Raw genomic sequence first — 23,425 nt, 5'->3', positions numbered from 1 at the left:
GAAGGCGCGGGCGAGGTCAGGCCGGGCTCGACAGCTCCGCTCGCCGAGGCGGGATCGGCCAGCGATCACCGTCATGACTCCAGAAGGCGGTCGAGTGTCCGGCGCCCCAATCCGCTCATCGCCGGATTGGTCACGGCGTAGTACCAGACAAGGCCCATCGCCTGTTGGAACGCCCACGCCTTGCCGCGCTCCCATTCCAGATCGTCACAGGCCAGTGTCCGCCGGAGTACGTCCCGCGGGCCCGGCTGCAACAGGTGCCAGGCGCTGATCAGATCCAGCGCCGGGTCGGCGGGGCCGAAGCCGCCGGTGTCGAGTACGCCGGTGAGCCGGTCTCCGGCGACCAGTACGTTGCCGGGAATCAGGTCGCCGTGGCTCATCACGTCGGCGCTCGCGCGGGGCAGCTCCCGAAAGCGGCTCCACATCCGGCGCAGCCGGGGCACGTCGAGCAGCCCCTCGCTCTCCGTGAAGCACTCCGCCATCCACTCGTCGTGATGGGCGAGAACGCCGCCACGGCCTTCGCCGCTGAAACGCCGCCCCCGCGTCTCGGCGCCCCGCAGGGCCACGATGAAGAGCGCGAGGTCCTCGGCGAATGCGTCCGAACCACTCGGGTCGGCATCAGAGGCGACCGTTCCCGGTAGCCATGTCTGGACCGACCACGGCATGGGGTAACCCGCTCCAGGCTTGCCCAAGGCGACGGGTTCCGGTGCGGGGAACCGGGACACCTGTGCCAGCTCCGCGCTCGCCTGGGCTTCCTGTTCCAGAACCGCCAGCGCCTCGGCGGCATCGGTCAGACGCAGGGGGAAACGCGCGCAGAGGTCGTCACCGATGCGGAAGATGGCGTTGACCGTCCCGGTCGAGGACAGGAGTCGGATCGGCTTGCCGCTCCACTCGGGGAACTGTTCTCGGATCAAGGTCGCCACGATGTCGGTGGTCACGTCCACTTGGTCATCGTGCATGGTCATTCCCGCGGGCCCTTTCCCTGGTCCGGTTCAATACGCCGGAAGCGGACCGGATCAACTGGCCCGACAGCCAGTCTTCATGGGCCAGGTTTCAGATCAACTGAGTTTTTCCGCTGTACGCACACCGGAGCGCTTGAGACGGGACGGCAGAAACGTCGGCCCGGTCGGGCGTTTGCGTGAACCGTGCACGCGTTCGGAGTGTCAGGGCAGGTCAGCGAGGTCGCGGCAGCCCACGCTGGCACGACGCGCTGCGGGGCCGGCCCGCACCAACCCCTTGGAACGAGGCCCGCCATGCCGCTCACCCGTCGAGCCGTTCTTCGCTCCGGTGCCCTCGCCCCCGGGGCCGCACTCCCGCCGGCGTACGCGGGCCACCGAGCCGAGGCAGCCCCGGCGTTCCGCGCCGCGCAGAGTCCTGATCGGGCCGCGTGGCGGGAGTTGCGCCGCAGCCTGAGCCCGGCCGCGCGCCTCTACCGGCCCGGTGACCAGGGCTACGTCTCCCAGGCGACGGCCGACAATCAGCGGTACGCCATGACCTTGCCGGCCGGCGTCGTCGCATGCGCAACCGAGAGCGACGTACGGGCGGCGCTGCGGTGGTCCGCGAAGCACGGCGTGCCCTTCGTACCCCGCTCCGGCGGACACAACTACGCCGGCCATTCCACGAGCACGGGTCTCGTCATCAGCCTGCGGGCGATGAAGGAGGTGGCGGCGCGGGGACGCCGACTGCATCTGGGCGGTGGTGCCACCAACTCCGATGTCTACGCGGCCCGCGACGCCGGGCTGTACTTCCCCGGCGGGCGCTGCCCGGGGGTCGGTGTCGCCGGGTTGACGCTCGGCGGCGGCCTCGGCTTCAACGACCGCAAGTGGGGACTGACCTGCGACCGGATGGCCGAGACGCGCCTCGTGCTCGCCGACGGCACACTGGTCCGCGCGGCCGAGGACGAGAACCCGGACCTGTTCTGGGCGTGCCGCGGCGGGGCGGGCGGCAACTTCGGCATCAACACCGCCTTCACCTTCGACGCCGTGCCCGTGGGGTCGCTGCGGGCCACCGTCTTCGACCTCACCTTCAACCTGGCATCAGCCGTGGACGTCGTCCAGGAGGTCCAGGACATCCTCGTCCGCGACCACACGGGCGACTTCGATGTCCGCGTCGGCTTCAAGCACGCGGGCGACGGCACCACCAGCCTGTGGGTGCTCGGTCAGCGCATCGGCTCCGAGGACACGCTGCGTCGGCTCCTGGCACCCCTGATCGCGCTCGAGCCCACCCGTTCCCTCGTCGAGGAACGCGGCTTCTGGGCCGCCCAGGACTACCTCATGGAGAAGCCCGGCGCGAAGGACTCCTACGCCTCCAAGTCCCTCGTACCCGACACCTGGTTGAGCCCCGACACCGTGACGCACATCGCCGAATGGACCCGCGCCTGGCGCCCCGGGCCCGCGAAGGCGACCGGCTACGTCACGCTCTTCGCCATGGGCGGCACCAGCGACCGGCTCCGGCCCGACGAGACCGCCTACCCCCACCGCGACGCCACGTACGTCATCGACATCGGCACCCACTGGCAACCCGGCACCGGGCAGCGCACGGTCAACGACCTGCTCGCACAGACCCGCACCGTGCACCGGACACTCCGCCACCGCCTGGACACCGACACCGCCTACGTCAACTTCCCCGACCCGGACCTCAGGAACTGGCAGCACGCCTACTACGGCGCGAACTACGACCGCCTGAGCGAGATCAAGCGCCGCTACGACCCCACCGGCCTCTTCCGCAACCCGCAGTCCATCGCCGCGGGCCGCCATCCCGGATAACGACGAGCGCACGCGATATCAGGGAAGCGCCGACGGTTTACCCGGGGGCGGCAGGGCCCGCAGCAACTCCCACAAGGGGTGCGCTCCCGTCGCCCACTCCCCCAGCAGATCCCGGTCGACCAGGTGCAGTCGCTGCTGTGCGGCGAAGTCACGGCCGGGCTGAGTGATCCTGCCGTTCGTCACCAGGACCACGACGTCCGCCCTGCGCACCGGCCGGCCGGTGCCGTTGAGCACCTGCAACTCCGGAGTACCCACCGGCGCACCCTGCTCACCGTTCCTTCGATGTTTGCACTGGATCACCCAGCGCCGCCCGAACGGGTCGACGGCCTTCACGTCCGCGCCGAGATCGCCCCTGCCCCCGACTTGCACGGCGTTCGCGCAACCGTCGCGGTGCATCAAGTCACGGACCGCATACTCGAACTGCCGGTGCGTCAGCGCGTCCAGCTGTCCCAGTCCGTACCGCACCGCGCGGTCTTTCACCTTTCTCCAAGCCGCCTGCTGTGTGCGGTGCTGCCACCAGCCCACACCGGCGACCGTGGTGAGCGCGGTGCCGAGGACCAGGACCCACCAGTGGACGATCAGCCAATGGACCACCGCCACCACGACACACACCGCCACGGCGATGGCGCCTAACGCGACGAGGAGATCCTCGTCCTGCCGCTTGCGACGGCTCCGTCGCGACCGCCGCCGGTTCACCGGCCGACTCCCCAGCGCTTGTACCGGTCGATCCATGGCATTGCGCTGCCCCCCTCGTCGTGTTCCCCGCACAACAGGTCATGGTCGCAGCCACCACTGACACCACGCAGCCTCTCAACGCCCCGTCTGGGCAGCGGTGTTGGGAGCCGCGTCGAGAAAGCGTCGGCAGGCGCAGCTGAGCGAGCCGCGGTTTTCGCCGGGAGCTTGGTGCGTTGGAGACGCTACTCAGGGTGGGGGCCGAGATTCTGTTCCAGGTATCGGGTGAGCTGCCACGCGCCGTCCGAGGTGTTGGAGAGCACCGTGTGGGTCAGGTCGGCGCGGGGATCGTGCACGCTGCGGAACGAGACTCCGGCGTCGTATCCCGTCAGCATCACCGTGTCGTTGGTGGCGTGCAGCCAGAAGCCCAGGCCGTACCGTTTGCCTTCCGAGGGCACGTCGCTGCACGGGCGCGTCATCTTGGCGACCCAGTCGCGCGACACGATCTTCCCGGCGAACAGGGCACGCCACAGTGCGCTGATGTCGTCGGCGGTGGAGTAGATCCCGCCGTCGCCGCTGCCCAGCACCGGCAGATGGAACACGTTCGTCCGGCTCACCCCGTCATTGGAGAGATACCCGGTTGCCGTGCCCCGCGGGAGTTCGTCGGAGCGCAGGAACTCGGTGCCCCGCATGTCCGCGGGCGTGCAGACCCGATCACGCACCAGTTCGTGAAACGGCCGCCCCGCCACGCGCTCGGCGATCAGTGCGAGCACCACGTACCCGGAGTTGCAGTACGAGAACCGCTCGCCGGGCGGGAACTTGGCCGGATAGCCGTCCAGCACCGCGAGATACGCCTCGGTGTTCGACAACTCATGTACAGGGACGCTCAGTTGGTAGTCAGTGATCGCCTGCCCGGCGTCCTCGTCGAAGTAGTCGCCGATGCCCGAGCGGTGACCGAGCAGCTGTTCCACGGTGACCTGTTCGCCGATGAGCGGCAGGTCCCGGCCGAGCACGGAACGGGCGGTCGTGGACAGGCTCAGCGCACCGTGCTCGATCAGGCTGACCACCGTCAGTGCGGTCAGTCCCTTGGTTCCGCTGGCGATCGCGAATCTGGTGGCAAGCGTGTTGGGAGCCTGGTGGCGTCGGTCGGCCAGGCCGTACGCCTTGGCGAAAACCGGCTCGCCGCTCCGCTCCACTGACACGACCCCGCTGAACCCGCTCTCGCGTGCCAGCGCATCGACACCGTCCCCCAAGGCAGTCATGGGGACCAGGATAGGCGCCAAACAACGTCAGCCTGATTGTCAGTCAGTCACGGACGTGGAGCGGCTCCTGTCGTTCCTCTGCCGCCTTCACGCCATGCGCTGGGGGCCCAAGTCCTGGAGTACGTCGGCCAGTTCGGCGGCGGTGAGCGCTTGGCCGGGCAGGGGCTGCGGCGTCGGCGCGGTGTGCAGGCCGGAGAGGAACAGGTGAAGGGGGCGGCGCCAGGCGTCGGGCGTGGTCGTGGTGGTCAGGGCCGGGACCGCGCGGCCCAGGGCGGCCAGCGTGAACAGGACGTCCTCGACGGGGACGTCGTCGCGGACCGTGCCCTCCTTCTGGCCTCGCCGCAACAGGAGTTCCACCGTCTCGCGGTTGTGGGCGTGCACCGCCTGAAGGGAGTCGACGCCGTCGAGGCGGGTGGTCATGAGGTCGTTGGTGCCGCGGTCGGCGGCCAGGGTCGTGAAGACCGTCTCCAGGTAGGCGGTCAGACCGGTCCAGGCGTCCGGTGCGCTGCGGGCCTGTGCGCCGGCGGTCATGGTGTCGGTCAGCTGGTCGTGGAAGACGGCGTCGATGAGGGCGGCTCGGGTCGGGAAGTGGCGGTAGAGGGTCGCGTTGCCCACGCCCGCGCGGCGGGCGATGACGTCCAGGGGTGCCTGGAGGCCCTGCTCGGCGAAGACTTCGTGGGCTGCTTCCATCAGCAGCTCCCGGTTGCGTCGCGCGTCGCGCCGCAGTGCGCTCATCGTCGTCCTCCAGCCCCAAGTGGGGAGTACTCCCCGGTCCGCATGTTATCGTCGGATCACGAAGTGGGGAGCGCTCCCCACTTCTGATGAGGGGGCGTGGCATGGGCGGGGCGGCACTGGTGCTCGGCGGCGGAGGTCCGGTCGGCGGGGCGTGGCTCACGGGGGTGCTGGCCGGGCTCGCGGACGCCGGCGTCGACCTCGCCCGTGCCGACGTGTTCATCGGCACCTCCGCCGGGGCCGTCTTCGGCACCCGGCTCGCGCACGGCGAACCGCCTCGTGAGCTGTACGTACGCCAACTCGCCGGTGCCGACCGGCTGCTCCTCAAGGTCACCGCCGCGCAGACGCTCCGCTTCCTGTGGGCGGCGCTGGGCTCCCGGGACCCCGAGCGGTCGATACGGCGCCTCGGGCGCGCGGCGTTGGGGGCACGCTCCGGTCCCGACGCGCGCATGCTCGTACGGCAGGTGCTGCGCGGCGCCGAGGACTGGCCCGCCCGCGATCTTCGCCTGGCCGCCGTCAACGCCCGTACGGGGGTCGTGGCCGCCCATGGTTCCGACTCCGGCCTCACGATGGTCGAGGCGGTCGCCGCCAGCTGCGCGGTCCCCCTGGTCCTCGCCCCCGTCGCCGCCGCCGGGCAGCACTGGATGGACGGCGGCGCCCGTTCCACCGCCAACCTCCACCTGGCTCGCGGCTACGAGCGCGTACTGGCCGTCGCCCCGATCGACAAGGCCGTAGGCCCCCACCCCAGCGCCTCACAGCAGGCCATGGACCTCACCGCCGAGGGTTCCCTCGTCAGCCTGCTGGTCCCGGACGCCGCATCCCGCCGGGCCATGGGCCGCGACCTGACGTCCGACGCCCACCGGGTGGGCGCGGCGCTCGCGGGCCACGCGCAGGCGACCAGGGCCGCGGAGGCGGTGGGGACGGCGTGGCAGGGCTGATGGGCTGCAGGGCTGAAGGAGCACATCCCGAGGGAGCGCGCACGGTCCTGTGCGGCCACGGCCCTGCGCGGCCACGTCAGAGACCGACCACGACGAACGGAAGGTGCCCGTGCCCGTCCTGACCCTCGAGGAACTTTCTCCCACCGGCCACGATTTCGCGGCCGACCCGTACCCCGTCTACGCGACGCTGCGCGGCAAAGGCCCCGTGCACCGCATCCGCGTACCCGGCAGCGGTGAGGCCTGGCTGGTCGTGAGCCGGGACGCCGCCCGCGCCGCGCTCACCGATCCGCGGCTGTGCAACGACATCCGGCACTCCGCGTCCTGGCAGAGCGACGGCGGCCACGCCCTCGGGCGGAACATGCTGCAGAGCGACCCGCCCCAGCACACCCGGCTGCGCCGATTGGTCGCCGGGCACTTCACGCCGCAGCGCATCGCCGGGCTGCGGCCGCGGATCGAGGACATCGCCGAGGAGCTGATCGCCGTACTCCCGCGACGGGGCACGGCGGACCTGGTCGCCTCGTATGCGCTGCCGCTGCCGGTCACCGTCATCTGCGACCTGCTGGCGGTCCCGGCCGAGGACCGCGCCGCCTTCCATGCCTGGTCAGCCGAACTGGTCATGCCCACCTCGCAGGAGGCCGCGACCGCAGCAGCGACCGCGTTGACCGCCTGCCTGACCGAGCTGACCGGCCGCGAGGGAACCCTGCTCGGCGATCTCGCCCTCGGACCCGATGCGCCCGACAGCGAGGAACTCCTCGGTATGGCCTTCCTGCTCCTCGTGGCCGGCCACGAGACCACCGTGAACCTGATCTCGGCCGTCCTCCACAACCTGCTCACCCATCCCGGGCAGCTCCAACTCCTGCACGGCGCCCCGGAACTGACCGAGGCCGCCGTCGAGGAAACGCTGCGCCACAACGCGCCGGTGCACACCACCGCGTTCCGGTTCGCCGCCGAGCCGCTGGATCTCGCGGACACCCCGATCGCCGCCGGTGACGCCGTCCTGGTCTCGCTCGCTGCGGCCTCCCGCGATCCCCTGCACTTCCCCGGCCCCGACCGCTTCGACATCACCCGCCGCCCCCAGGGCCACCTCGGCTTCGGCCACGGCCTGCACCACTGCCTCGGCGCCCCGCTGGCCCGGCTGGAGGCCTCCGTCGCCGTCCGCCGGCTCCTGCACCACCACCCCGCACTCGCCCTCGCGACCGACCCGACGGAACTCACCTGGCGCACGAGCACGCTGTTGCGCGGCTTGGCCGCACTGCCGGTGCGACTGGGCTGACTCAACTCCAGCCCGGCCGCAGCTTCTTGGCGGTGTCGTGCGGACCGGAGCACGGCCCGGGTTTCACCCTCCTGACGCCACCGGCAGTTCCACGGTGATGCGGAGACCGCCGGCCGGGCGCGCGGTGAGGGTGAGGGTTCCGTCGTGTGCCTCGGTGATGGTCTTGACGATGGCCAGGCCCAGGCCGACGCCTGCCTGGTCGGAGTGGATGCGCTCGGTGCCGCGCTGGAAGGGTTCGGTGAGGGTCGCGACCAGTTGTGGGGTGAGCTGCTCGCCGGTGTTCTCGACGGTGAGCACCACGGTGTGCGGGCGGACACCGGTGTGGACCCAGATGGTGCCCTGCTGCGGCAGGTTGTGGACGATCGCGTTGTGCACGAGGTTCGTGGTGAGCTGCAACAGGAGCGCGGGGGAACCGGTCGTGGGGGCGATGTCACCGCTCGTCTCCAGGGTGACACCGTGCTTCCCCGCGAGCGGGTGGAGTGTCTCGGCCGCCTCCTCTGCGACGAGGGACAGGTCGACCTGTTCTCGTGCGAAGGACCGCTGGTTGGCGCGGCTGAGCACGAGCAGTGCCTCGGTGAGGTCGATGGCCCGGGTGTTGACGGTGTGAAGGCGGTCGACGAGTTCACCGGTGTCGTGGTTCGGATCGGCGCGGGCGACGTCGATGAGTGCCTTCGAGATCGCCAGCGGGGTACGCAGCTCGTGCGAGGCGTTGGCGGCGAATCTCTGCTGTGCCGCGACGTGCGTTTCGAGCTGCGCGAGCATCATGTCGAAGGCGTCGGCGAGTTCGCGGAACTCGTCCTCGCGGCCCGGCATCCGGATCCGGTGGGACAGCGATCCGGCCGCGACCGTGCGGGTGGCCTGGGTGATCCGGTCCAGGGGGGCGAGCATGCGTCCGGCGAGGATCCATCCTCCCAACAGGCCGAACACCAGCAGGAAGACCACCACTACGGCTGCCGTCGGGGCGAAACCGCGCAAGAAGAGGGTGCCGGGAGTCACCCTCACGGCCCCCGCCTCATTGGTCTGCAACCACCCCTGTCGCAGGAGGAAGACCCCCACGGCGACAAGCAGGAGGGCACCCGCGAGCATGAGGAATCCGGCGTAGCTGAGGGTGAGCTTGAGACGGACGCTCAGGCCGGGCTGCCGTCTGTCCATGGTCACCACCCCCATGCCTGGTGCCGGCTGCAAGACACACATACATCGAAGCTATGAGGCGGCCCATATCGTCCGCGTATCAAGAACTGCATACGCCCGGACAACACCCCGCCGCCTTGGCTCGTCGCATGTCCTACAGCTCCGACAACTCCTCCAGCGAACCATTACGAGCACCAGCCGGAATCCCGGCCGTCAGACCGATCAGCGCCGCCGAGCACTTGGCGTTCGTACGGGCCCAGCGGTCGGTCAGCTTTCTCCAGACCCCGGCGTGGGGCCGCGTCAAGACCGAGTGGCGCAGCGAGTCCCTCGGCTGGTTCGACGGGCGGCGCATGGTCGGTGCCGGGCTCGTCCTGCACCGCCCGGTGCCGCGGCTCGACCGCTTCACGTTGGCGTATCTGCCCGAGGGCCCGGTCATCGACTGGAGCGGCGACATCGGTGCGCGGCTCGATCCGCTGGCGGCGTACCTCAAGGCGCACGGCGCGTTCGCGATCCGCCTCGGCCCGCCGGTGGTCACGGACGCCTGGAGTGCCGCCCAGGTCAAGGAGGGCATCGCCGCCCCGGACGTCCGGCGGCTGACCGACCTGCCGGGGCAGTGGGGCGACCTGGCCGGCGCCCACGTGAGCAGCAGGCTCAGGGACGCGGGGTGGCTGCCCCAGAACCCGCAGGACGGATTCGGGGTCGGGCATCCGCAGTTCAAGTACCAGGTGCCGCTGGCAGGAAGGACCGAGGACGAACTGCTCGGCAGCATGAGCCAGCAGTGGCGCCGCAACATCAGGAAGGCGGCCAAGGAGGGCGTCGAGGTCACGGTCGGCCACGGCAGCGCGGAAGACCTCAAGGCCTTTCACGACCTCTACGTCCACACCGCCGAGCGCGACCGCTTCACACCCCGCCCGCTGCGCTACTTCGAGACCATGTTCGGGGCGCTGAGCGCCGAGGATCCTGAGAGGATCAGGCTCTACCTGGCCCGCCACCAGGGCGACTTGGTCGCCGCCACCGTCCTGGTCCGCGTCGGAGCCCACGCGGTGTACGCCTATGGCGCCTCCGCCACCGAAAAGCGCGAGGTGCGTGGCTCCAACGCCTGCCAGTGGGCGATGATCCGCGACGCGCTCACGGCGGGATGCGATGTCTACGACCTGCGCGGCATCACGCCCACCCTCGACGCCGACGACCCGCATGTCGGCCTGGTCCGGTTCAAGGTCGGCACCGGCGGCCGGGCAGTGCGGTACGTCGGCGAGTGGGACCTGCCGCTGCGGCCGATGGTCTACCGGGCCTTCGGCCTCTACATGAGACGACGCGGGCGCTGAACTAGGCGAGTCCGGCGGCGACTTCGTCGAGGTGGGCTCCGCGTGACGCCTTGACCAGCACGACATCGCCGGCGGCGAGCCGCTCGCGCAGCCAGTGGACGGCCGCGTCGTTGTCGGCGAGGATCACCGCCCGTTCGCCCGCGCCGTCTGCGATCGACCGGGCGGCCTCGCCGACGGCGGCCACCACGTCGGCCCGGGCGGCGGCGTACGCCCCGACGGCGCGGTGCTCGGCCTCGCTGTCGTCGCCGAGTTCGAGCATTTCGCCGAGTACGGCGATGTGGCGCCCGCCCTCCACGGCCGCCAGTGCGTCCAGGGCGGCGCGGGTCGAGTCGGGGTTGGCGTTGTAGGAGTCGTTGAGCAGCGTCGCCCCGCAGGCGAGGTCGCGCGGCTCCAGCCGCCAGGGGGACAGCGAGGCGGTGGTCAGCGCCGCCCCGGCCAGGTCGAGAGGTACACCGGCCGCACGTGCTGCCGCCGTGGCAGCCGACGCGTTGAGCGCCTGGTGGGCGCCGAGCAGCGGCAGCGTGACGCGAGCCGAGGCGGCGCCGGTCCGCAGCGTGAAGGACGGTCGGCCGAGCCGGTCGAGGGTCAGGTCGATGGCCCGTACGTCGGCATGGGCCGCCAGGCCGAAGGTCAGCACGGGGCCGTCGGTGAGCGCGCGCATCGCGACCACCCGAGGATCGTCGGCGTTGAGGACGGCGGTGCCACCGGGCGCGAGCCCCTGCACCAGTTCGCCCTTGGTCCGCGCGATGGCGGCGCGTGACCCGAACTCGCCGAGGTGGGCCAGCCCGACGTTGAGGACGACCCCGATGTCGGGCGCGACCAGGCCGGTGAGCTCGGCGATGTCGCCGACATGGCGGGCTCCCATCTCCAGGACGAGGAACCGGGTGGCCCGGTCGGCGCGCAGCATGGTGAGCGGCACACCGAGCTCGTTGTTGAGCGAGCCGGCCGTGGCGACGGTCGGCCCCGCGGCCGAAAACACGGCCGCGAGCAGGTCCTTGGTGCCGGTCTTGCCCTGCGAGCCGGTCACCCCGACCACGGTCAGCTGATCGCGCAGCCGGGCCACTGCGTGGGCGGCGAGCATCTGCAGCGCGTTCTGGACGTCCACGACGACGACGGTGGGCAGCGGCGTGGACCGGGAGCCGAGCACGGCCACCGCGCCGCCGCGCCCGGCCTGTTCCGCATAGTCATGGCCGTCGACGTGTGCGCCGGTGAAGGCGACGAAGAGGCCGCCCGCCTCGGCCTGCCGGCTGTCGAGCACGGCCGGCGCGGTCACGGTCACCGAGCTGTCGCCCTCGGCCTTTCCGCCGACGATTTCGGCGATCTCGCCGAGGCTGAGCGGAATCACGCGGCCTCCCCGGAGGTCGTGCCTGAAGGTGTGCAAGTCATGCCCTCAGTCAAGACAGTTGGACGTATCGCGGGCATATCGAAAACCGCATACGTTCCGGCAACAGCGCGCAGCCTTGACTGACGGCATGACCTACAGCGAAACGACCCGCATCACCATGTACGGGTGCGGCCCGGACGAAGCTGTTCTTTTCCGCGAGTTGGCGCCCGGCCTCGGTGTGCGGCCGACCATCACCACCGCGCCGGTGTCCGAATCCAATACCGAACTCGCCGCAGGCAGCCGGTGCATCAGCGTCGGCCACAAGACGCCCATCAGCCCTGCCACACTGCGTGCGCTCGGTCGAGCAGGCGTGAGATACATATCCACACGAAGCATCGGCTGCAACCACATCGACGTGGAATACGCGGACAGCATCGGCATTCTCGTCGAGAACGTCTCCTACTCGCCGGACAGCGTGGCCGACTACACGCTGATGCTCATGTTGATGGCGCTACGGGATGCGAAATCCACCGTCCGCCGCACCGACATGCACGATTACCGACTCAGTGAGGTGCGCGGGAGGGAACTGCGCGATCTGACGGTCGGAGTGATCGGAACGGGCCGTATCGGCGCCGCCGTCATGGACCGGTTGCGGGGTTTCGGCTGCCGCATCCTGGCCCATGATCATCGTCCCGTGAACCTCCCCGGTTCCGCTGTCGAGTACGTTCCGCTCGACGAATTGCTGCGGCGCAGCGATCTGGTCACGCTGCATACCCCACTCACCACCGCGACTCACCATCTGCTGAACCGGCAGCGCCTGGCACGCATGAAGAACGACGCGCTGATCGTCAACACCGGGCGTGGGGGGCTCATCGACACCGAGGCCCTCGTCCAGGAATTGGAAATCGGCAAGCTGGGCGGCGCGGCGCTGGATGTCGTCGAGGGCGAGGAAGGCGTCTTCTACTGCGACTGCCGGTACAAACCTCTGGAAAGCAAAGCGCTGTTGCGGTTGCAGGAACTGCCGAACGCTGTCATCAGCCCGCACACCGCGTACTACACGGACCACGCCCTGCGCGACGCCGTGGAGAACTCGCTCACCAACTGCCTGACATTCGAAAGCAGGAACCAGAATGGCTAAGTTGAAGCTCGGCATCATATTCGGGGGCCGCTCCGAGGAACACCCCATCTCCGTCAAGTCCGCTCGCGAGGTGGCCCGCAACCTCGATCCCGAGAAGTACGAACCCTTCTACATCGGGATCACGAAGAGCGGCTCCTGGAAACTCTGCGACGGGCCCGACGCGGAGTGGGAGAACGGCGACTGCCGCCCCGTCGTGCTGTCTCCGGACAGTGACATGCACGGACTGCTCACGCTGGAGCAGGGGCGCTACGGAACGATCCGGCTGGACGTCGTACTGCCCGTACTGCACGGCACACTCGGCGAGGACGGCGCGATGCAGGGACTGCTGGAACTCTCCGGCATCCCCTACGTCGGCTGCGACGTCCAGAGCTCCGCCGTGTCCATGGACAAATCGCTTGCCTACGTCATCGCCAGAAGCGCGGGAATCACCACACCGGATTTCTGGACCGTCACGGCGGACGAGACCATCGATCCGGCCCAGCTCACCTATCCGGTCTTCGTGAAGCCGGCCCGGTCGGGATCATCCTTCGGCGTCACCAAGGTCTCCCGGGAAGAGGAACTTCCGAGCGCGGTGGAATCGGCACGCCGGTACGACTCGAAGGTGCTGATCGAGAAGGCTGTCGTAGGCAGCGAGATCGGCTGCGCCATTCTCGGGAACGGAACGGATCTCGTGGCGGGCGAGGTGGACCGGATCGCGCTCTCGCACGGATTCTTCAGGATCCACCAGGAGGAGACCCCCGAGGCCGGTTCCGACAACTCCACGGCGATCGTGCCCGCCGACATCCCGGAAGAGTCACGGCTACGCGTCCAGGAGGCGGCCAAGACCGTGTACCGCGCCCTGGGGTGCAGCGGTCTTTCGCGGGTGGACATGTTCCTCAAGGAGGACGGAGAAATAGTCCTCAACGAGGTCAACACCTTCCCCGGCATGACCTCCTACAGCCGGTACCCGAGGATGATGGCGGCCGCCGGCCTGCCGCTCTCCGAGGTGATCGACCGGATGGTGTCCCTCGCCCTGACGGGGAAGATCCGATGAAGCGGATGGGGATGACGGAGTCGATGAAGGACGACTTCGTCTTCGTGGACGACGTGACCTCCGGAATACGCTGGGACGCCAAGTACGCCACGTGGGACAACTTCACCGGCAAACCGGTGGACGGATACCTGGTCAATCGAGTCGTCGGCACGACCGCTCTCTGCGCGGCCCTGAAGAACGCGCAGGAGAAGGCCGCGTCACTGGGTTTCGGTCTGCTGCTCTGGGACGGCTATCGCCCGCAGCACGCGGTCGACTGCTTTCTGCGCTGGTCGCAACAGCCGGAGGACGGCCGGACGAAGCATCGGCACTATCCCCGTATCGCCAGGGCCGAGATGTTCGAGCAGGGATATGTGGCCGCCAGGTCCGGCCACAGCCGGGGCAGCACCGTCGACCTCACGCTCTTCGATCTGGCCTTGGGTGAACTCGTTCCCATGGGCGGCGATCACGACCTGATGGACCCCGTTTCGCACCATGGCGCACCAGGGATCGAGCCCGTCGAAGCGCGGAACCGCCAACACCTGCGGTGCCTGATGGAGAGCTGCGGTTTCAGCGCGTACGAGCGCGAATGGTGGCATTACACGCTCGACGACGAACCGTATCCGGACACCTATTTCGACTTCCCCGTCGCGTAGGAGGTCCGTCGGGTCCCGCGGGGGCGCAGACCGATAGGCCATGCCTATGCGGGGCATCGATTTTTGGTCGTGGACCCCCGGCTCCGGGCGCGGGTTCACTGTGGCCCAAAGCTGGCGCGGACCGATCGGGCTCGGTGGCGCGCGATCAGGGAGGCTGCAATGACGCATACCCCGGGCAACGGACGAGCCGAGCAGGCCGCGCGTATCGCGGCCAAGCCGTGGTACCGGCAGTTGTACGTCCAGGTGCTGGTGGCGATCGTGATCGGCATCGTGCTGGGCTGGAAGTGGCCGGATCTGGCCACCGACATGGAGCCGATCGGCACGACGTTCATCACCGCGATGAAGATGCTGATCGGACCGATCGTCTTCCTGACCATCATCGGCGGCATCGCCGGCGTCGCGGATCTGAAAAAGGTGGGCCGCACCGGAATCAAGGCGCTGACCTACTTCCAGGTGGGCACGATCGTCGCCCTCCTGACGGGCCTGGTGGCGATCAACGTCTTCCGGCTCGGGGACGGGGTCCACGCCGATCCGGCAACTCTCCGAACCACGGGGGACGCGAGCCAGTACGTCGAGCAGGGCGAGCACCAGCACTGGTGGGAGTTCCTCACCAACATCGTGCCGGACAGTTTCTTCGGCCCGTTCATCGAGGGGAAGATCCTCCAAGTGATTTTCCTGGCCGTCGTCTTCGGCATCGCGATCAAGCTGGTGGGCAGGACGGGCGAGCCGATCATCGCGGCCGTGGGACGCCTGACCGAGGTGGTCTTCAAGGTCCTGTCCTTCGTGATGAAGGCGGCACCGCTGGGCGCCTTCGGCGCGATGTCGTACGCCATCGGGAAGTTCGGCCTGTCCACGCTGACCAGCCTCGGCTCGCTGATCCTCCTCTTCTACGTCACCTCGGCGCTGTTCGTGGTGGTCGTGCTCGGCGGGGTGCTCGCCCTGTACGTGCGGCTGAACATCTTCCAGCTCTTCCGCTACTTCAAGGAGGAGTTCTGGCTGATCCTCGGCACCTCGACCGCCGAGCCCGCGCTGCCCGGGCTGATGCGCAAGCTCCAGTTCATGGGCGCCGAGCGCTCGACGGTCGGCCTCGTCGTGCCCACCGGCTACAGCTTCAACCTGGACGGCGCGGCGATCTATCTCTCGCTGGCCACCCTCTACATCGCCCAGGCCACCGACACCTCCCTCTCCCTGGGCCAGCAACTCGGGCTGCTGGCCGTCATGTTGCTGACCTCCAAGGGTGCGGCGGGCGTCGCGGGCGGCGGGTTCATCGCGCTCACCGCGACGCTGTCGACGGTCGGGTCGGTGCCGGCCGCGGGCATCATGCTCATCTTCGGCATCGACAAGTTCATGTCGGAGTGCCGGGCCCTGGTGAACTTCTTCGGCAACGCCGTCGCCACGCTGTTCGTCGCGAAGTGGGAGGACGGCCTGGATCTGGAGCGGGCCCGGGCGGTGCTGGCCGGTCGGGCGGGTGAGCCGTCGCTCGACACCGAGCCCGAGTCCGAGCCCCAGGTGGCACTCGACAAACAGCGGCCGGCCGCCGTACAGCCCGCCGAGGTGACGTCCTGATGCCGGCCGTCCTCATCGCTCCGGACAAGTTCAAGGGCTCCCTGACCGCCGGCGCCGTGGCCCGCGCCGTGGCCGACGGCATCCTGGCGGCCGCTCCGCACACCCGCGTCACCCGACTCGCCCTCGCCGACGGAGGCGAGGGCAGCGTGGCCGCCGCCTGCACGGGCCGCTTCCAGCCGGAGACCGTCACCGTCACCGGGCCCACCGGGCGGCCCGTCACGGCCGCCGTCGCGGTCGACGGCCGCACCGTCCTCGTCGAGGCCGCCGCCATCTGCGGTCTGGGCGTCCTGCCGGACGGCCGCACGGCCCCGCTGACGGCCACCAGCCGCGGCATCGGGCAGGCCCTCCACTACGCGCTGGCCGGCGGGGCCGAGACGATCGTCCTCGCCCTCGGCGGGGTCGCCACCACCGACGGCGGCGCGGGTCTGCTGCAATCCCTGGGTGCCGTCCTCGCCCGCGCGGACGGCACCCCCGTCGGCCCCGGTGGCCGCGGTCTCACCGACCTCCACCACGTCGACCTCACCGAGGCCCGCGCCGCGCTCGCGGGAGTCGACCTGGTCCTCGCCACCGACGTGGACAACCCCCTGCTCGGGGCCCACGGCACCGCCGCCGTCTACGGGCCCCAGAAGGGGGCGGCCGCCGACGACGTACGCGAGTTGGACGCGGCGCTGACGGGGTTCGTACGACGGCTGGAGGCGGCCGGCGTCCGGGACGCGGCCGACCTCGCCCGTACCGCCGGAGCCGGGGCGGCCGGCGGGCTCGGGTACGCCGGGATGCTGCTGGGCGGCCGCATCCGCTCCGGAGCCGACTACTTCCTGACCCTCCTCGACGCCGACCGACTGCTCGCGGACGCCGACTTCGTGGTCACCGGGGAGGGCAGCCTCGACGAGCAGACCCTGTCCGGCAAACTGCCGGTCGCGCTGGCGAGGCGCGCCCGTCGCCAAGGCGTTCCCGTGCATGCCGTAGCGGGCCGGTGCGCCCTGTCCCCCGAGCAGACCGCCGCCCACTTCCGCTCCGTCCAGGCCCTGACGGACCTCACCGATCAGGACTGCGCCACCGACAGCGCACTGTCCGCACGGCTGCTCACGCGGTACGGCCGGGCGCTCGCCGAGCGCTGGATCATCGGCTGCGGGGAGGAGGCGGCCCCGGCGGCTAGGTTGACCCTGACCTAGGACGATGCGAGCGGCGGAGGCACCGTGGACGCGCGGCAGCTGGAGTACTTCCTGGCCATCGTGGAGCACGGCGGCTTCAGCAAGGCCGCCGCCGCGCTCCATGTGGCCCAGCCGTCGCTGTCACAGGCCATGGCGAACCTGGAGGCCGACCTGGGGGTCGCCCTCTTCCATCGGGTGGGCCGAGGTGTCGTCCTCAGCGAGGCCGGCACCGAACTGCTGGAGCCCAGCCGCCGCGTCCTGCGCGACCTGGCCGCCGTCCGCGACACCGCCGCCGCGCTCGCCGGACTGCACGGCGGCACGGTCGAGGTCGCCACCATGCCCTCCCCCGGCATCGAACCGCTGACCACCCTCGTCCACCGGTTCGCCGAACTGCACCCGTCCGTGACGGTCAGCACGCAGGCCGCGTTCACCCCCGACGAGGTCGTCTCGCTGGTCCGCAGCGGGGCCTGCGAGCTGGGCCTGCTGGGCTCCGCGAGTCCGGTCAACCCGTCCGGGATCGACGTCCTGCACGTCGAGGACCAGCCCTTCGTGGTCGTCGCCGCCCCCGGCGGGGCCATCGAGGACGACGTGCCGATCCGGCCGGAGGACCTGGCCGGGCAGAAGCTGATCGCCTCGCGCACGGGCAGCCTGATGCGCACCATCGTCGACGACATCACCGCGGGCGGCACCGGCACGGAGATCGTGACCATCGTCGACCACCGCACCTCCATCCTGCCGCTCGTCCTCACGGGCGTGGGCGTGGCCGTGCTGCCCTCCTCCTGGACCCGTCTGGCCCGCCGGTGCGGGGCGGTGGTGGCGCCCATCGAACCGACCGCCCACCTCCACGTGGCGATGGTCAGTCTGCCCGCACATCTGACGCCGGCCGCGCGGGCGTTCCTGACCCTCACCAAGTCACTCGCGCAACGCCGGGTCCGCGACACCTGACGTACCGACGAGGGGGCGCACGACCGATCGGCCCCGCCTATACGTCGTATCGAATCCACGTCTTGGACGCACCACCAGGCTGCTGTGTTGACTCGAACCGACCTCGAAGCAACCCCGAAACACAGCCGGCCGGAGGCACTTCATGACCACCGCACCCCGCACCTTCCGTATCGCCGCCATCCCCGCCGACGGCGTCGGCAAGGAGGTCGTCGCCGCAGGGCGTGCCGTCCTCGACGCCCTGGCCGAGGGCTCCGGCGGGGCCTTCGCCTTCGAGTGGCAGGAGTTCCCCTGGGGCTGCGAGTACTACGAGCGCACCGGGACGATGATGGACGAGGACGGACTCGACCGCCTCAAGGACTTCGACGCGATCTACTTCGGCGCCGTCGGCTGGCCCAGCGTCCCCGACCACATCAGCCTGTGGGGGCTGCGGCTGCGGATCTGCCAGAGCTTCGACCAGTGGGCCAACGTCCGCCCTGTGCACTTCCTGCCCGGCGTCACCAGCCCGCTGCGCAAGGCCGACGACACCGACCTCGACTGGGTCGTGGTACGCGAGAACAGCGAGGGCGAGTACGCGGGCCTCGGCGGCCGCAACCTCGGCGGCCGCGGCCCCGGCGGTGAAGTCGCCGTCCAGTCCGCCCTGTTCACCGAGGTGGGCTGCGAGCGGATCATGCGCTTCGCCTTCGACCTGGCCCGCACCCGCAGCCGCCGCAAGGTCTCGTCCGTGACCAAGAGCAACGCGCAGCAGTACGGCATGGTCCTGTGGGACGACGTGTTCAAGCGCGTCGCCGCCGACTACCCGGACGTCGAGACCGAGAGCGTCCTCGTCGACGCGATGTCCGCGAAGTTCGTGCTGAAGCCTGAAGACCTCTCCGTCGTCGTCGCCTCCAACCTCAACGCCGACATCCTCTCCGACCTCGGCAGCGCCCTCGCCGGCAGTCTGGGGCTCGCCGCCAGCGCCAACCTCAACCCCGAACGCCGATTCCCCAGCATGTTCGAGCCCGTCCACGGCTCCGCCCCGGACATCGCGGGGCAGGGCCTGGCCAACCCGATCGGCGCGGTCGGCAGCGCCGCGCTGATGCTGGACCACTTCGGCCTGCACGACCAGGCCGCCCGCCTCAACAAGGCGATCGAGGCCACGACGGCCGCCGGCATCCTCACCCACGATGTCGGCGGCACCGCCGCCACGGAGGACGTCACCAAGGCGCTGATCGACGCCTTGTGAGCCGCCCGGGTCAGGGACCCGGGGGCCGATCGAGTCGTACGGGTTCGTCACGGTCGCAGTGCGTGTACCGGCCTGGCGTGACGGACCGACGATGTACCGGACGGCACCCGCTCGTGGACCCACGGGAGCGGGCGCCGTCAGCCGGGCAGCGCCTCCAGCGTCGTCGCGATCACGGCTCGGTCCGCGACGTCGAGCAGTGCCTGGCCGATCGGGGAGACCGGTTCGCGGGCGGGGAGCACCAGGCCCATCTGTTCGGTGCGTACCGGGTCCACGAGCGGGACGGCGTGCATGCCGGGCGGGACGCCGAAGACGTGCAGCCAGGCGTGCGGTACGACGCTCGCCCAGTGGCCGGCCCTGACCTGTGCGAACAGGGAGGCGATCGAGTCGGTCTCCACTCTCGGGGTCACTCGGACACCCACCGAGTCGAACGCCGCCTCGATGACCTGACGCCCTTGCATCCCGGGGTGCAGCAGGCACAGCGGGTACTGGGCGGCCTCCGCCCAGGCAATCTCCGCGAGGCCCGATTCGGGGACGGAGCGCTGGATCAGGAGGACGTACCGCTCCTGGTACAGCGGTACGAAGGTGAAGCCGTGTTCGGCGACGGTGCTGTGGTAGGTCACGGCGGCGTCGAGTTCGTACGTCCTGAGCCGGTTGATGATGTCCTCGGACCGCAGGTCGGCGAAGACCTGGACGGTGGCGAGGGGGTTGGCGGCGCAGAACGGCTGGGTCAGCAGGGCGACCGCCGTGGCGGCGGTGGGAACGGTGCCGATGCGCAGCCGCCCGCTGAGCCCGGCCCGCAGGGACTGGAGCTCGCCCTGCATCGCGTCCCGGTCGGCGAGGATGCGCCGGGCCCACATGACGACCCGCTCGCCCTCCGGTGTGAAGCCCTCGAATCTGCGTCCTCGCTGCACGAGCGGCACGCCGAGTTCGTCCTCCAGTTTCCGGATGCCCTCGGAGAGGGTCGGCTGGGAGACGTAGCAGGCCTGGGCCGCCTTCGCGAAATGGCGGGCGCGGGCGAGGGCGACGAGGTATTCGAGTTGGCGCAGCAGCACCCACCCATGATCCATGGCCTGCGGCGCGGCAGCATCGGGGGCCGCCGTTTCGCGGGGTTGATCGGCTACACCTCTCACGTGATCGGAACTTCCGCTTTGACCTGGCCCGACGTCGGGCGAAGAGTGGGCGGGAGGACGGGGCGGAAAGGGCGTGGCGCGATGCGGGACTTCGACAACGACGAACCGGGTGAGGACGGGCTGTCGGTGTCGGCCCCCAAGACCTGGGCCACCGGCGCTCCCGCCGTCGTCCACGCGTTGCAGTACGCGCTGGGCCAGACCTCGCCGAAGCGGACCGCGCTGACCCTGCTGAACATCAACCAGACGAAGGGCTTCGACTGCCCGGGCTGCGCCTGGCCCGAGCCCGCCCCGGGGAAGCGCCATCGCAACGAGTACTGCGAGAACGGCGCGAAGCACATCGCCGACGAGGCCACCTCCCGCCGGGTCACCGCCGACTTCTTCCGGCAGCACTCCGTCGACGAGCTCGCCCGGAAGTCCGACTACTGGCTCAACCAGCAGGGCCGCCTCACCGAACCGATGGTGCTGCGCGAGGGCGCGAGCCACTACGAGACGATCGGCTGGGACGAGGCACTGGACCTCCTCGCCGCCGAACTGCGCGCCCTGGACCACCCGGACGAGGCGCTGTTCTACACCTCCGGCCGCCTCGCCAACGAACCCGCCTTCCTGCTCCAGCTGTTCGCGCGGGCCTTCGGCACCAACAACCTCCCCGACTGCTCCAACATGTGCCACGAGTCCAGCGGTTCGGCCCTGGGCGAGACCCTGGGCATCGGCAAGGGCAGCGTCAGCCTCGACGACCTCTACGACTCCGACCTCGTCTTCGTCGTCGGCCAGAACCCGGGCACCAACCACCCGCGCATGCTGTCCGCCCTGGAGGAGACCAAGCGCCGCGGCGGCCACGTCGTCGCCGTCAACCCGCTGCCCGAGGCCGGACTCCTGCGCTTCAAGCACCCGCAGAAGGCCCGCGGCATCATCGGCCGCGGCACCGACATCGCCGACCAGTTCCTTCAGATACGGCCCGGCGGCGACCTCGCCCTGTTCCAGGCGCTGAACCTGATGCTGGTCGAGGCCGAGGACAAGGAGCCGGGCACCGTCCTGGACCGCGCGTTCATCGAGGCGCACACCACCGGGTACGACGCCTTCGTCGAGCACATCCGTGAGACCTCCTGGGACGCCGTACTGGAGGCCACCGGGCTGACCCGGGACGAGATCGAGCGGGTCCACGAGCGGGTGCTGGCCAGCCGGAGCGTGATCGTCTGCTGGGCGATGGGCCTGACCCAGCACAAGCACGGCGTGCCCACCATCCGCGAGGTCGTCAACTTCCTTCTGCTGCGCGGCAACATCGGCCGCCCGGGCGCGGGCGTGTGCCCGGTGCGCGGACACAGCAACGTCCAGGGCGACCGCACGATGGGCATCTGGGAGCGGATGCCGCAGGCCTTCCTGGACTCCCTGGAACGCGAGTTCGGCTTCACTCCGCCCACCCGCCACGGCCTGGACTCCGTGGACTCGATCCGGGCCATGCGCGACGGACACGCGAAGGTCTTCCTCGGGGTCGCTGGCAACTTCGTCCGGGCCACGCCCGACAGCGACGTCACCGAACAGGCCCTGCGCAACTGCCGGTTGACCGCGCACATCTCCACCAAGCTCAACCGCTCACACGCGGTGTGCGGACGCACCGCGCTGATCCTGCCCACGCTGGGCCGCAGCGACCGCGACCTCCAGGCGGGCGGCGAGCAGTTCATGACGGTCGAGGACTCCATGAGCGAGGTCCACGCCACCCGCGGCCGCCTCTCCCCCGCGTCCCCGCACCTGCTGAGCGAGGTGTCCATCATCACCCGCCTCGCCCGCAAGGTGCTGGGCTCCACACCCGACATCCCCTGGGCGGACTTCGAGACCGACTACGACCTCGTCCGCGACCGCATCGCCCGCGTCGTCGACGGCTTCGAGAACTTCAACGAGCGGGTACGCCGCCCCGGCGGGTTCCGCCTGCCCAACCCGGTGAACTCCCGGGTGTTCCGCACGCCCAGCGGCAAGGCCGTCTTCACGGTCAACGACTTCACGCTGCTGCAAGCGCCCAAGGGCCATCTCGTCCTGCAGACCCTGCGCTCGCACGACCAGTGGAACACCATCCCCTACGCCATGGACGACCGGTACCGGGGCATCAAGGGCGGCCGGCGCGTGGTCCTCGTCAACCCGGCCGACCTGGCCGACCTCGGGCTCGCGGAGGGCAGTGTCGTCGACCTGGTCAGTATCTGGTCCGACGGCGTCGAACGCCGAGCGGACGCCTTCCGCGTCGTCGGCTACCCCACTCCCCCGGGCTCCGCCGCCGCCTACTACCCGGAGACCAACATCCTGGTCCCCCTCGACAGCGTCGCCGACATCAGCAACACCCCGACGTCGAAGAGCGTCATCATCCGCCTGGAGCGCCCCGCCGTACCGGCACAGGCTTGAAGCCGCACACCGGCAGGGCCACGGCCCCACCGGACGCCGGACGCCGGACGCCAGTGACGTTCGGCCTGTCAGTGGCCTGCTCTAGGGTCGCCCGCATGACCGAGCCCTCCTTCCTGACCGCCGTGCGCGAGTCGTACGACACAGTCGCCGCCGCTTATCTCGAACGCGTCCCGCGTCCCGGCGAGATGGACCCCCTGTCACGCGCGATGCTGGCCGGGTTCGCCGAACTCGTGCGCACAGCCGGTCTGGGACCGGTCGCGGACCTGGGATGCGGCCCAGGCCTCGTGACCGCGCACCTGGCCGGTCTGGGAGTGCCCGCCTTCGGCGTCGATCTGTCACCGAACATGATCGGGCTGGCCCGGCACGCCTACCCGGACCTGCGGTTCACGGAGGGCTCGATGACCGCGCTGGAGACGGGCGACGACGAACTCGGCGGCATCCTGGCCTGGTACTCCACCCACCACACGCCCCCGCAGTGGCTCCCGGCGGTGTTCGCCGAGTTCCACCGCGCACTCGCACCCGGCGGCTACCTGCTCTGGGGAAACTACGCCGGCGACGAACGCCTCCAGCCGACCCACGGCTACGGCCTTCCGGTGTCCTACGAGTCGTACCTCCTGCCCCTGGACCGCGTGATCGGCCTACTGGAACACGCCGGACTCGTCGTCACCGCGAAGCTGGAGCAGGAGCCCGGCGGCCGCGTGAACCGACCGCACGCCTGCCTGCTGGCCCGCAAGCCCGAAACGCCCTGAGGGGCCTATTGGGGCACGGTCACCAAATGCCTTTGAGAGGGCTTGTGATCTT

General features: G+C 70.1%; 20 protein-coding genes. 13 read left to right on the top strand and 7 right to left on the bottom strand.

Annotation, left to right across the window (positions count from 1 at the left end; all coding sequences use genetic code 11):
• Positions 1–71: 71 nt before the first annotated feature.
• The gene (locus ABZ928_RS18775; protein ID WP_361519746.1) at positions 72–962 is read right to left on the bottom strand and encodes an aminoglycoside phosphotransferase family protein; all 891 of its coding nucleotides are present in this window, start codon (positions 960–962) and stop codon (positions 72–74) included.
• Between the two features lie 288 nt (positions 963–1,250).
• On the opposite strand from ABZ928_RS18775, the gene ABZ928_RS18770 reads away from it, so the two are divergent.
• Positions 1,251–2,762, top strand: coding sequence for an FAD-binding oxidoreductase (locus ABZ928_RS18770; protein WP_361519743.1), 1,512 nt, complete (start codon positions 1,251–1,253; stop codon positions 2,760–2,762).
• An 18-nt stretch (positions 2,763–2,780) separates the two neighbouring features.
• Here the strand turns inward: ABZ928_RS18770 and ABZ928_RS18765 are convergent, their stop codons facing one another.
• From ABZ928_RS18765 to ABZ928_RS18755, 3 genes are all read right to left on the bottom strand, one after another.
• On the bottom strand, positions 2,781–3,494 hold the full coding sequence (locus tag ABZ928_RS18765) for a restriction endonuclease (protein WP_361519740.1): 714 nt from the start codon (positions 3,492–3,494) through the stop codon (positions 2,781–2,783).
• 185 nt (positions 3,495–3,679) lie between these two features.
• Positions 3,680–4,696, bottom strand: coding sequence for a serine hydrolase domain-containing protein (locus ABZ928_RS18760; RefSeq protein WP_361519737.1), 1,017 nt, complete (start codon positions 4,694–4,696; stop codon positions 3,680–3,682).
• 87 nt (positions 4,697–4,783) lie between these two features.
• Positions 4,784–5,431, bottom strand: a complete 648-nt coding sequence (locus ABZ928_RS18755) for a helix-turn-helix domain-containing protein (RefSeq protein WP_361519734.1) — start codon at positions 5,429–5,431, stop codon at positions 4,784–4,786.
• A 101-nt stretch (positions 5,432–5,532) separates the two neighbouring features.
• Here ABZ928_RS18755 and ABZ928_RS18750 point away from each other — a divergent pair, with 101 nt between their 5' ends.
• Entirely contained in the window at positions 5,533–6,366 is an 834-nt protein-coding gene (locus ABZ928_RS18750; protein WP_361519731.1) for a patatin-like phospholipase family protein, read from the top strand.
• Positions 6,367–6,475: 109 nt separating this feature from the next.
• The gene (locus tag ABZ928_RS18745; protein WP_361519728.1) at positions 6,476–7,639 is read left to right on the top strand and encodes a cytochrome P450; all 1,164 of its coding nucleotides are present in this window, start codon (positions 6,476–6,478) and stop codon (positions 7,637–7,639) included.
• A gap of 63 nt (positions 7,640–7,702) precedes the next feature.
• Here the strand turns inward: ABZ928_RS18745 and ABZ928_RS18740 are convergent, their stop codons facing one another.
• On the bottom strand, positions 7,703–8,791 hold the full coding sequence (locus ABZ928_RS18740; RefSeq protein ID WP_361519725.1) for a HAMP domain-containing sensor histidine kinase: 1,089 nt from the start codon (positions 8,789–8,791) through the stop codon (positions 7,703–7,705).
• A gap of 128 nt (positions 8,792–8,919) precedes the next feature.
• Here ABZ928_RS18740 and ABZ928_RS18735 point away from each other — a divergent pair, with 128 nt between their 5' ends.
• Positions 8,920–10,095, top strand: coding sequence for a peptidoglycan bridge formation glycyltransferase FemA/FemB family protein (locus ABZ928_RS18735; RefSeq protein ID WP_361519723.1), 1,176 nt, complete (start codon positions 8,920–8,922; stop codon positions 10,093–10,095).
• A 1-nt stretch (position 10,096) separates the two neighbouring features.
• Here ABZ928_RS18735 and murF read toward each other — a convergent pair whose 3' ends face one another.
• Positions 10,097–11,440: a UDP-N-acetylmuramoyl-tripeptide--D-alanyl-D-alanine ligase gene (murF, locus tag ABZ928_RS18730; RefSeq protein ID WP_361519720.1), complete on the bottom strand. Its 1,344-nt coding sequence runs from the start codon at positions 11,438–11,440 to the stop codon at positions 10,097–10,099.
• A gap of 127 nt (positions 11,441–11,567) precedes the next feature.
• Here murF and ABZ928_RS18725 point away from each other — a divergent pair, with 127 nt between their 5' ends.
• The 7 genes from ABZ928_RS18725 (at position 11,568) to ABZ928_RS18695 (ending at position 19,106) form a co-directional block, all read left to right on the top strand.
• Complete coding sequence (locus ABZ928_RS18725; protein WP_361519718.1) at positions 11,568–12,557, top strand: D-isomer specific 2-hydroxyacid dehydrogenase family protein; 990 nt, start codon at positions 11,568–11,570, stop codon at positions 12,555–12,557.
• On the top strand, positions 12,550–13,590 hold the full coding sequence (gene vanA-Sc, locus ABZ928_RS18720; protein WP_361519716.1) for a D-alanine--(R)-lactate ligase VanA-Sc: 1,041 nt from the start codon (positions 12,550–12,552) through the stop codon (positions 13,588–13,590). Before ABZ928_RS18725 ends, vanA-Sc begins: the two co-directional genes overlap by 8 nt.
• 23 nt (positions 13,591–13,613) lie before the next feature.
• Complete coding sequence (vanX, locus tag ABZ928_RS18715) at positions 13,614–14,222, top strand: D-Ala-D-Ala dipeptidase VanX (RefSeq protein WP_361519713.1); 609 nt, start codon at positions 13,614–13,616, stop codon at positions 14,220–14,222.
• 159 nt (positions 14,223–14,381) lie between these two features.
• Positions 14,382–15,788 (top strand): C4-dicarboxylate transporter DctA, encoded by a 1,407-nt coding sequence (gene dctA, locus ABZ928_RS18710; protein WP_361519710.1) that lies wholly within the window; start codon positions 14,382–14,384, stop codon positions 15,786–15,788.
• Complete coding sequence (locus ABZ928_RS18705; protein WP_361519708.1) at positions 15,788–16,960, top strand: glycerate kinase; 1,173 nt, start codon at positions 15,788–15,790, stop codon at positions 16,958–16,960. Before dctA ends, ABZ928_RS18705 begins: the two co-directional genes overlap by 1 nt.
• Before the next feature lie 24 nt (positions 16,961–16,984).
• Positions 16,985–17,884: a LysR family transcriptional regulator gene (locus ABZ928_RS18700; RefSeq protein ID WP_361519705.1), complete on the top strand. Its 900-nt coding sequence runs from the start codon at positions 16,985–16,987 to the stop codon at positions 17,882–17,884.
• Between the two features lie 142 nt (positions 17,885–18,026).
• Positions 18,027–19,106 (top strand): tartrate dehydrogenase, encoded by a 1,080-nt coding sequence (locus ABZ928_RS18695; RefSeq protein WP_361519703.1) that lies wholly within the window; start codon positions 18,027–18,029, stop codon positions 19,104–19,106.
• A gap of 137 nt (positions 19,107–19,243) precedes the next feature.
• Here ABZ928_RS18695 and ABZ928_RS18690 read toward each other — a convergent pair whose 3' ends face one another.
• On the bottom strand, positions 19,244–20,158 hold the full coding sequence (locus ABZ928_RS18690; protein ID WP_361519700.1) for a LysR family transcriptional regulator: 915 nt from the start codon (positions 20,156–20,158) through the stop codon (positions 19,244–19,246).
• 159 nt (positions 20,159–20,317) lie between these two features.
• Here ABZ928_RS18690 and ABZ928_RS18685 point away from each other — a divergent pair, with 159 nt between their 5' ends.
• Both ABZ928_RS18685 and ABZ928_RS18680 read left to right on the top strand, forming a co-directional pair.
• Positions 20,318–22,624, top strand: a complete 2,307-nt coding sequence (locus ABZ928_RS18685; RefSeq protein WP_361519697.1) for an FdhF/YdeP family oxidoreductase — start codon at positions 20,318–20,320, stop codon at positions 22,622–22,624.
• Positions 22,625–22,719: 95 nt separating this feature from the next.
• On the top strand, positions 22,720–23,373 hold the full coding sequence (locus tag ABZ928_RS18680) for a class I SAM-dependent methyltransferase (protein WP_361519694.1): 654 nt from the start codon (positions 22,720–22,722) through the stop codon (positions 23,371–23,373).
• Positions 23,374–23,425 lie beyond the last annotated feature (52 nt).

The sequence above is a fragment of the Streptomyces sp. NPDC046909 genome (assembly GCF_040644695.1).
Taxonomy (GTDB): domain Bacteria; phylum Actinomycetota; class Actinomycetes; order Streptomycetales; family Streptomycetaceae; genus Streptomyces.
This window is presented reverse-complemented; position numbering and strand designations above follow the sequence as displayed.

What these genes read in the sequence shown, in the direction of transcription:
- ABZ928_RS18775 (WP_361519746.1), bottom strand. Translation starts at nt 962, where the DNA reads ATGACCATGCACGATGACCAAGTGGACGTGACCACCGACATCGTGGCG.
- ABZ928_RS18770 (WP_361519743.1), top strand. Translation starts at nt 1,251, where the DNA reads ATGCCGCTCACCCGTCGAGCCGTTCTTCGCTCCGGTGCCCTCGCCCCC.
- ABZ928_RS18765 (WP_361519740.1), bottom strand. Translation starts at nt 3,494, where the DNA reads ATGGATCGACCGGTACAAGCGCTGGGGAGTCGGCCGGTGAACCGGCGG.
- ABZ928_RS18760 (WP_361519737.1), bottom strand. Translation starts at nt 4,696, where the DNA reads ATGACTGCCTTGGGGGACGGTGTCGATGCGCTGGCACGCGAGAGCGGG.
- ABZ928_RS18755 (WP_361519734.1), bottom strand. Translation starts at nt 5,431, where the DNA reads ATGAGCGCACTGCGGCGCGACGCGCGACGCAACCGGGAGCTGCTGATG.
- ABZ928_RS18750 (WP_361519731.1), top strand. Translation starts at nt 5,533, where the DNA reads ATGGGCGGGGCGGCACTGGTGCTCGGCGGCGGAGGTCCGGTCGGCGGG.
- ABZ928_RS18740 (WP_361519725.1), bottom strand. Translation starts at nt 8,791, where the DNA reads ATGGACAGACGGCAGCCCGGCCTGAGCGTCCGTCTCAAGCTCACCCTC.
- ABZ928_RS18735 (WP_361519723.1), top strand. Translation starts at nt 8,920, where the DNA reads ATGTCCTACAGCTCCGACAACTCCTCCAGCGAACCATTACGAGCACCA.
- ABZ928_RS18725 (WP_361519718.1), top strand. Translation starts at nt 11,568, where the DNA reads ATGACCTACAGCGAAACGACCCGCATCACCATGTACGGGTGCGGCCCG.
- vanA-Sc (WP_361519716.1), top strand. Translation starts at nt 12,550, where the DNA reads ATGGCTAAGTTGAAGCTCGGCATCATATTCGGGGGCCGCTCCGAGGAA.
- vanX (WP_361519713.1), top strand. Translation starts at nt 13,614, where the DNA reads ATGAAGGACGACTTCGTCTTCGTGGACGACGTGACCTCCGGAATACGC.
- dctA (WP_361519710.1), top strand. Translation starts at nt 14,382, where the DNA reads ATGACGCATACCCCGGGCAACGGACGAGCCGAGCAGGCCGCGCGTATC.
- ABZ928_RS18705 (WP_361519708.1), top strand. Translation starts at nt 15,788, where the DNA reads ATGCCGGCCGTCCTCATCGCTCCGGACAAGTTCAAGGGCTCCCTGACC.
- ABZ928_RS18695 (WP_361519703.1), top strand. Translation starts at nt 18,027, where the DNA reads ATGACCACCGCACCCCGCACCTTCCGTATCGCCGCCATCCCCGCCGAC.
- ABZ928_RS18685 (WP_361519697.1), top strand. Translation starts at nt 20,318, where the DNA reads ATGCGGGACTTCGACAACGACGAACCGGGTGAGGACGGGCTGTCGGTG.
- ABZ928_RS18680 (WP_361519694.1), top strand. Translation starts at nt 22,720, where the DNA reads ATGACCGAGCCCTCCTTCCTGACCGCCGTGCGCGAGTCGTACGACACA.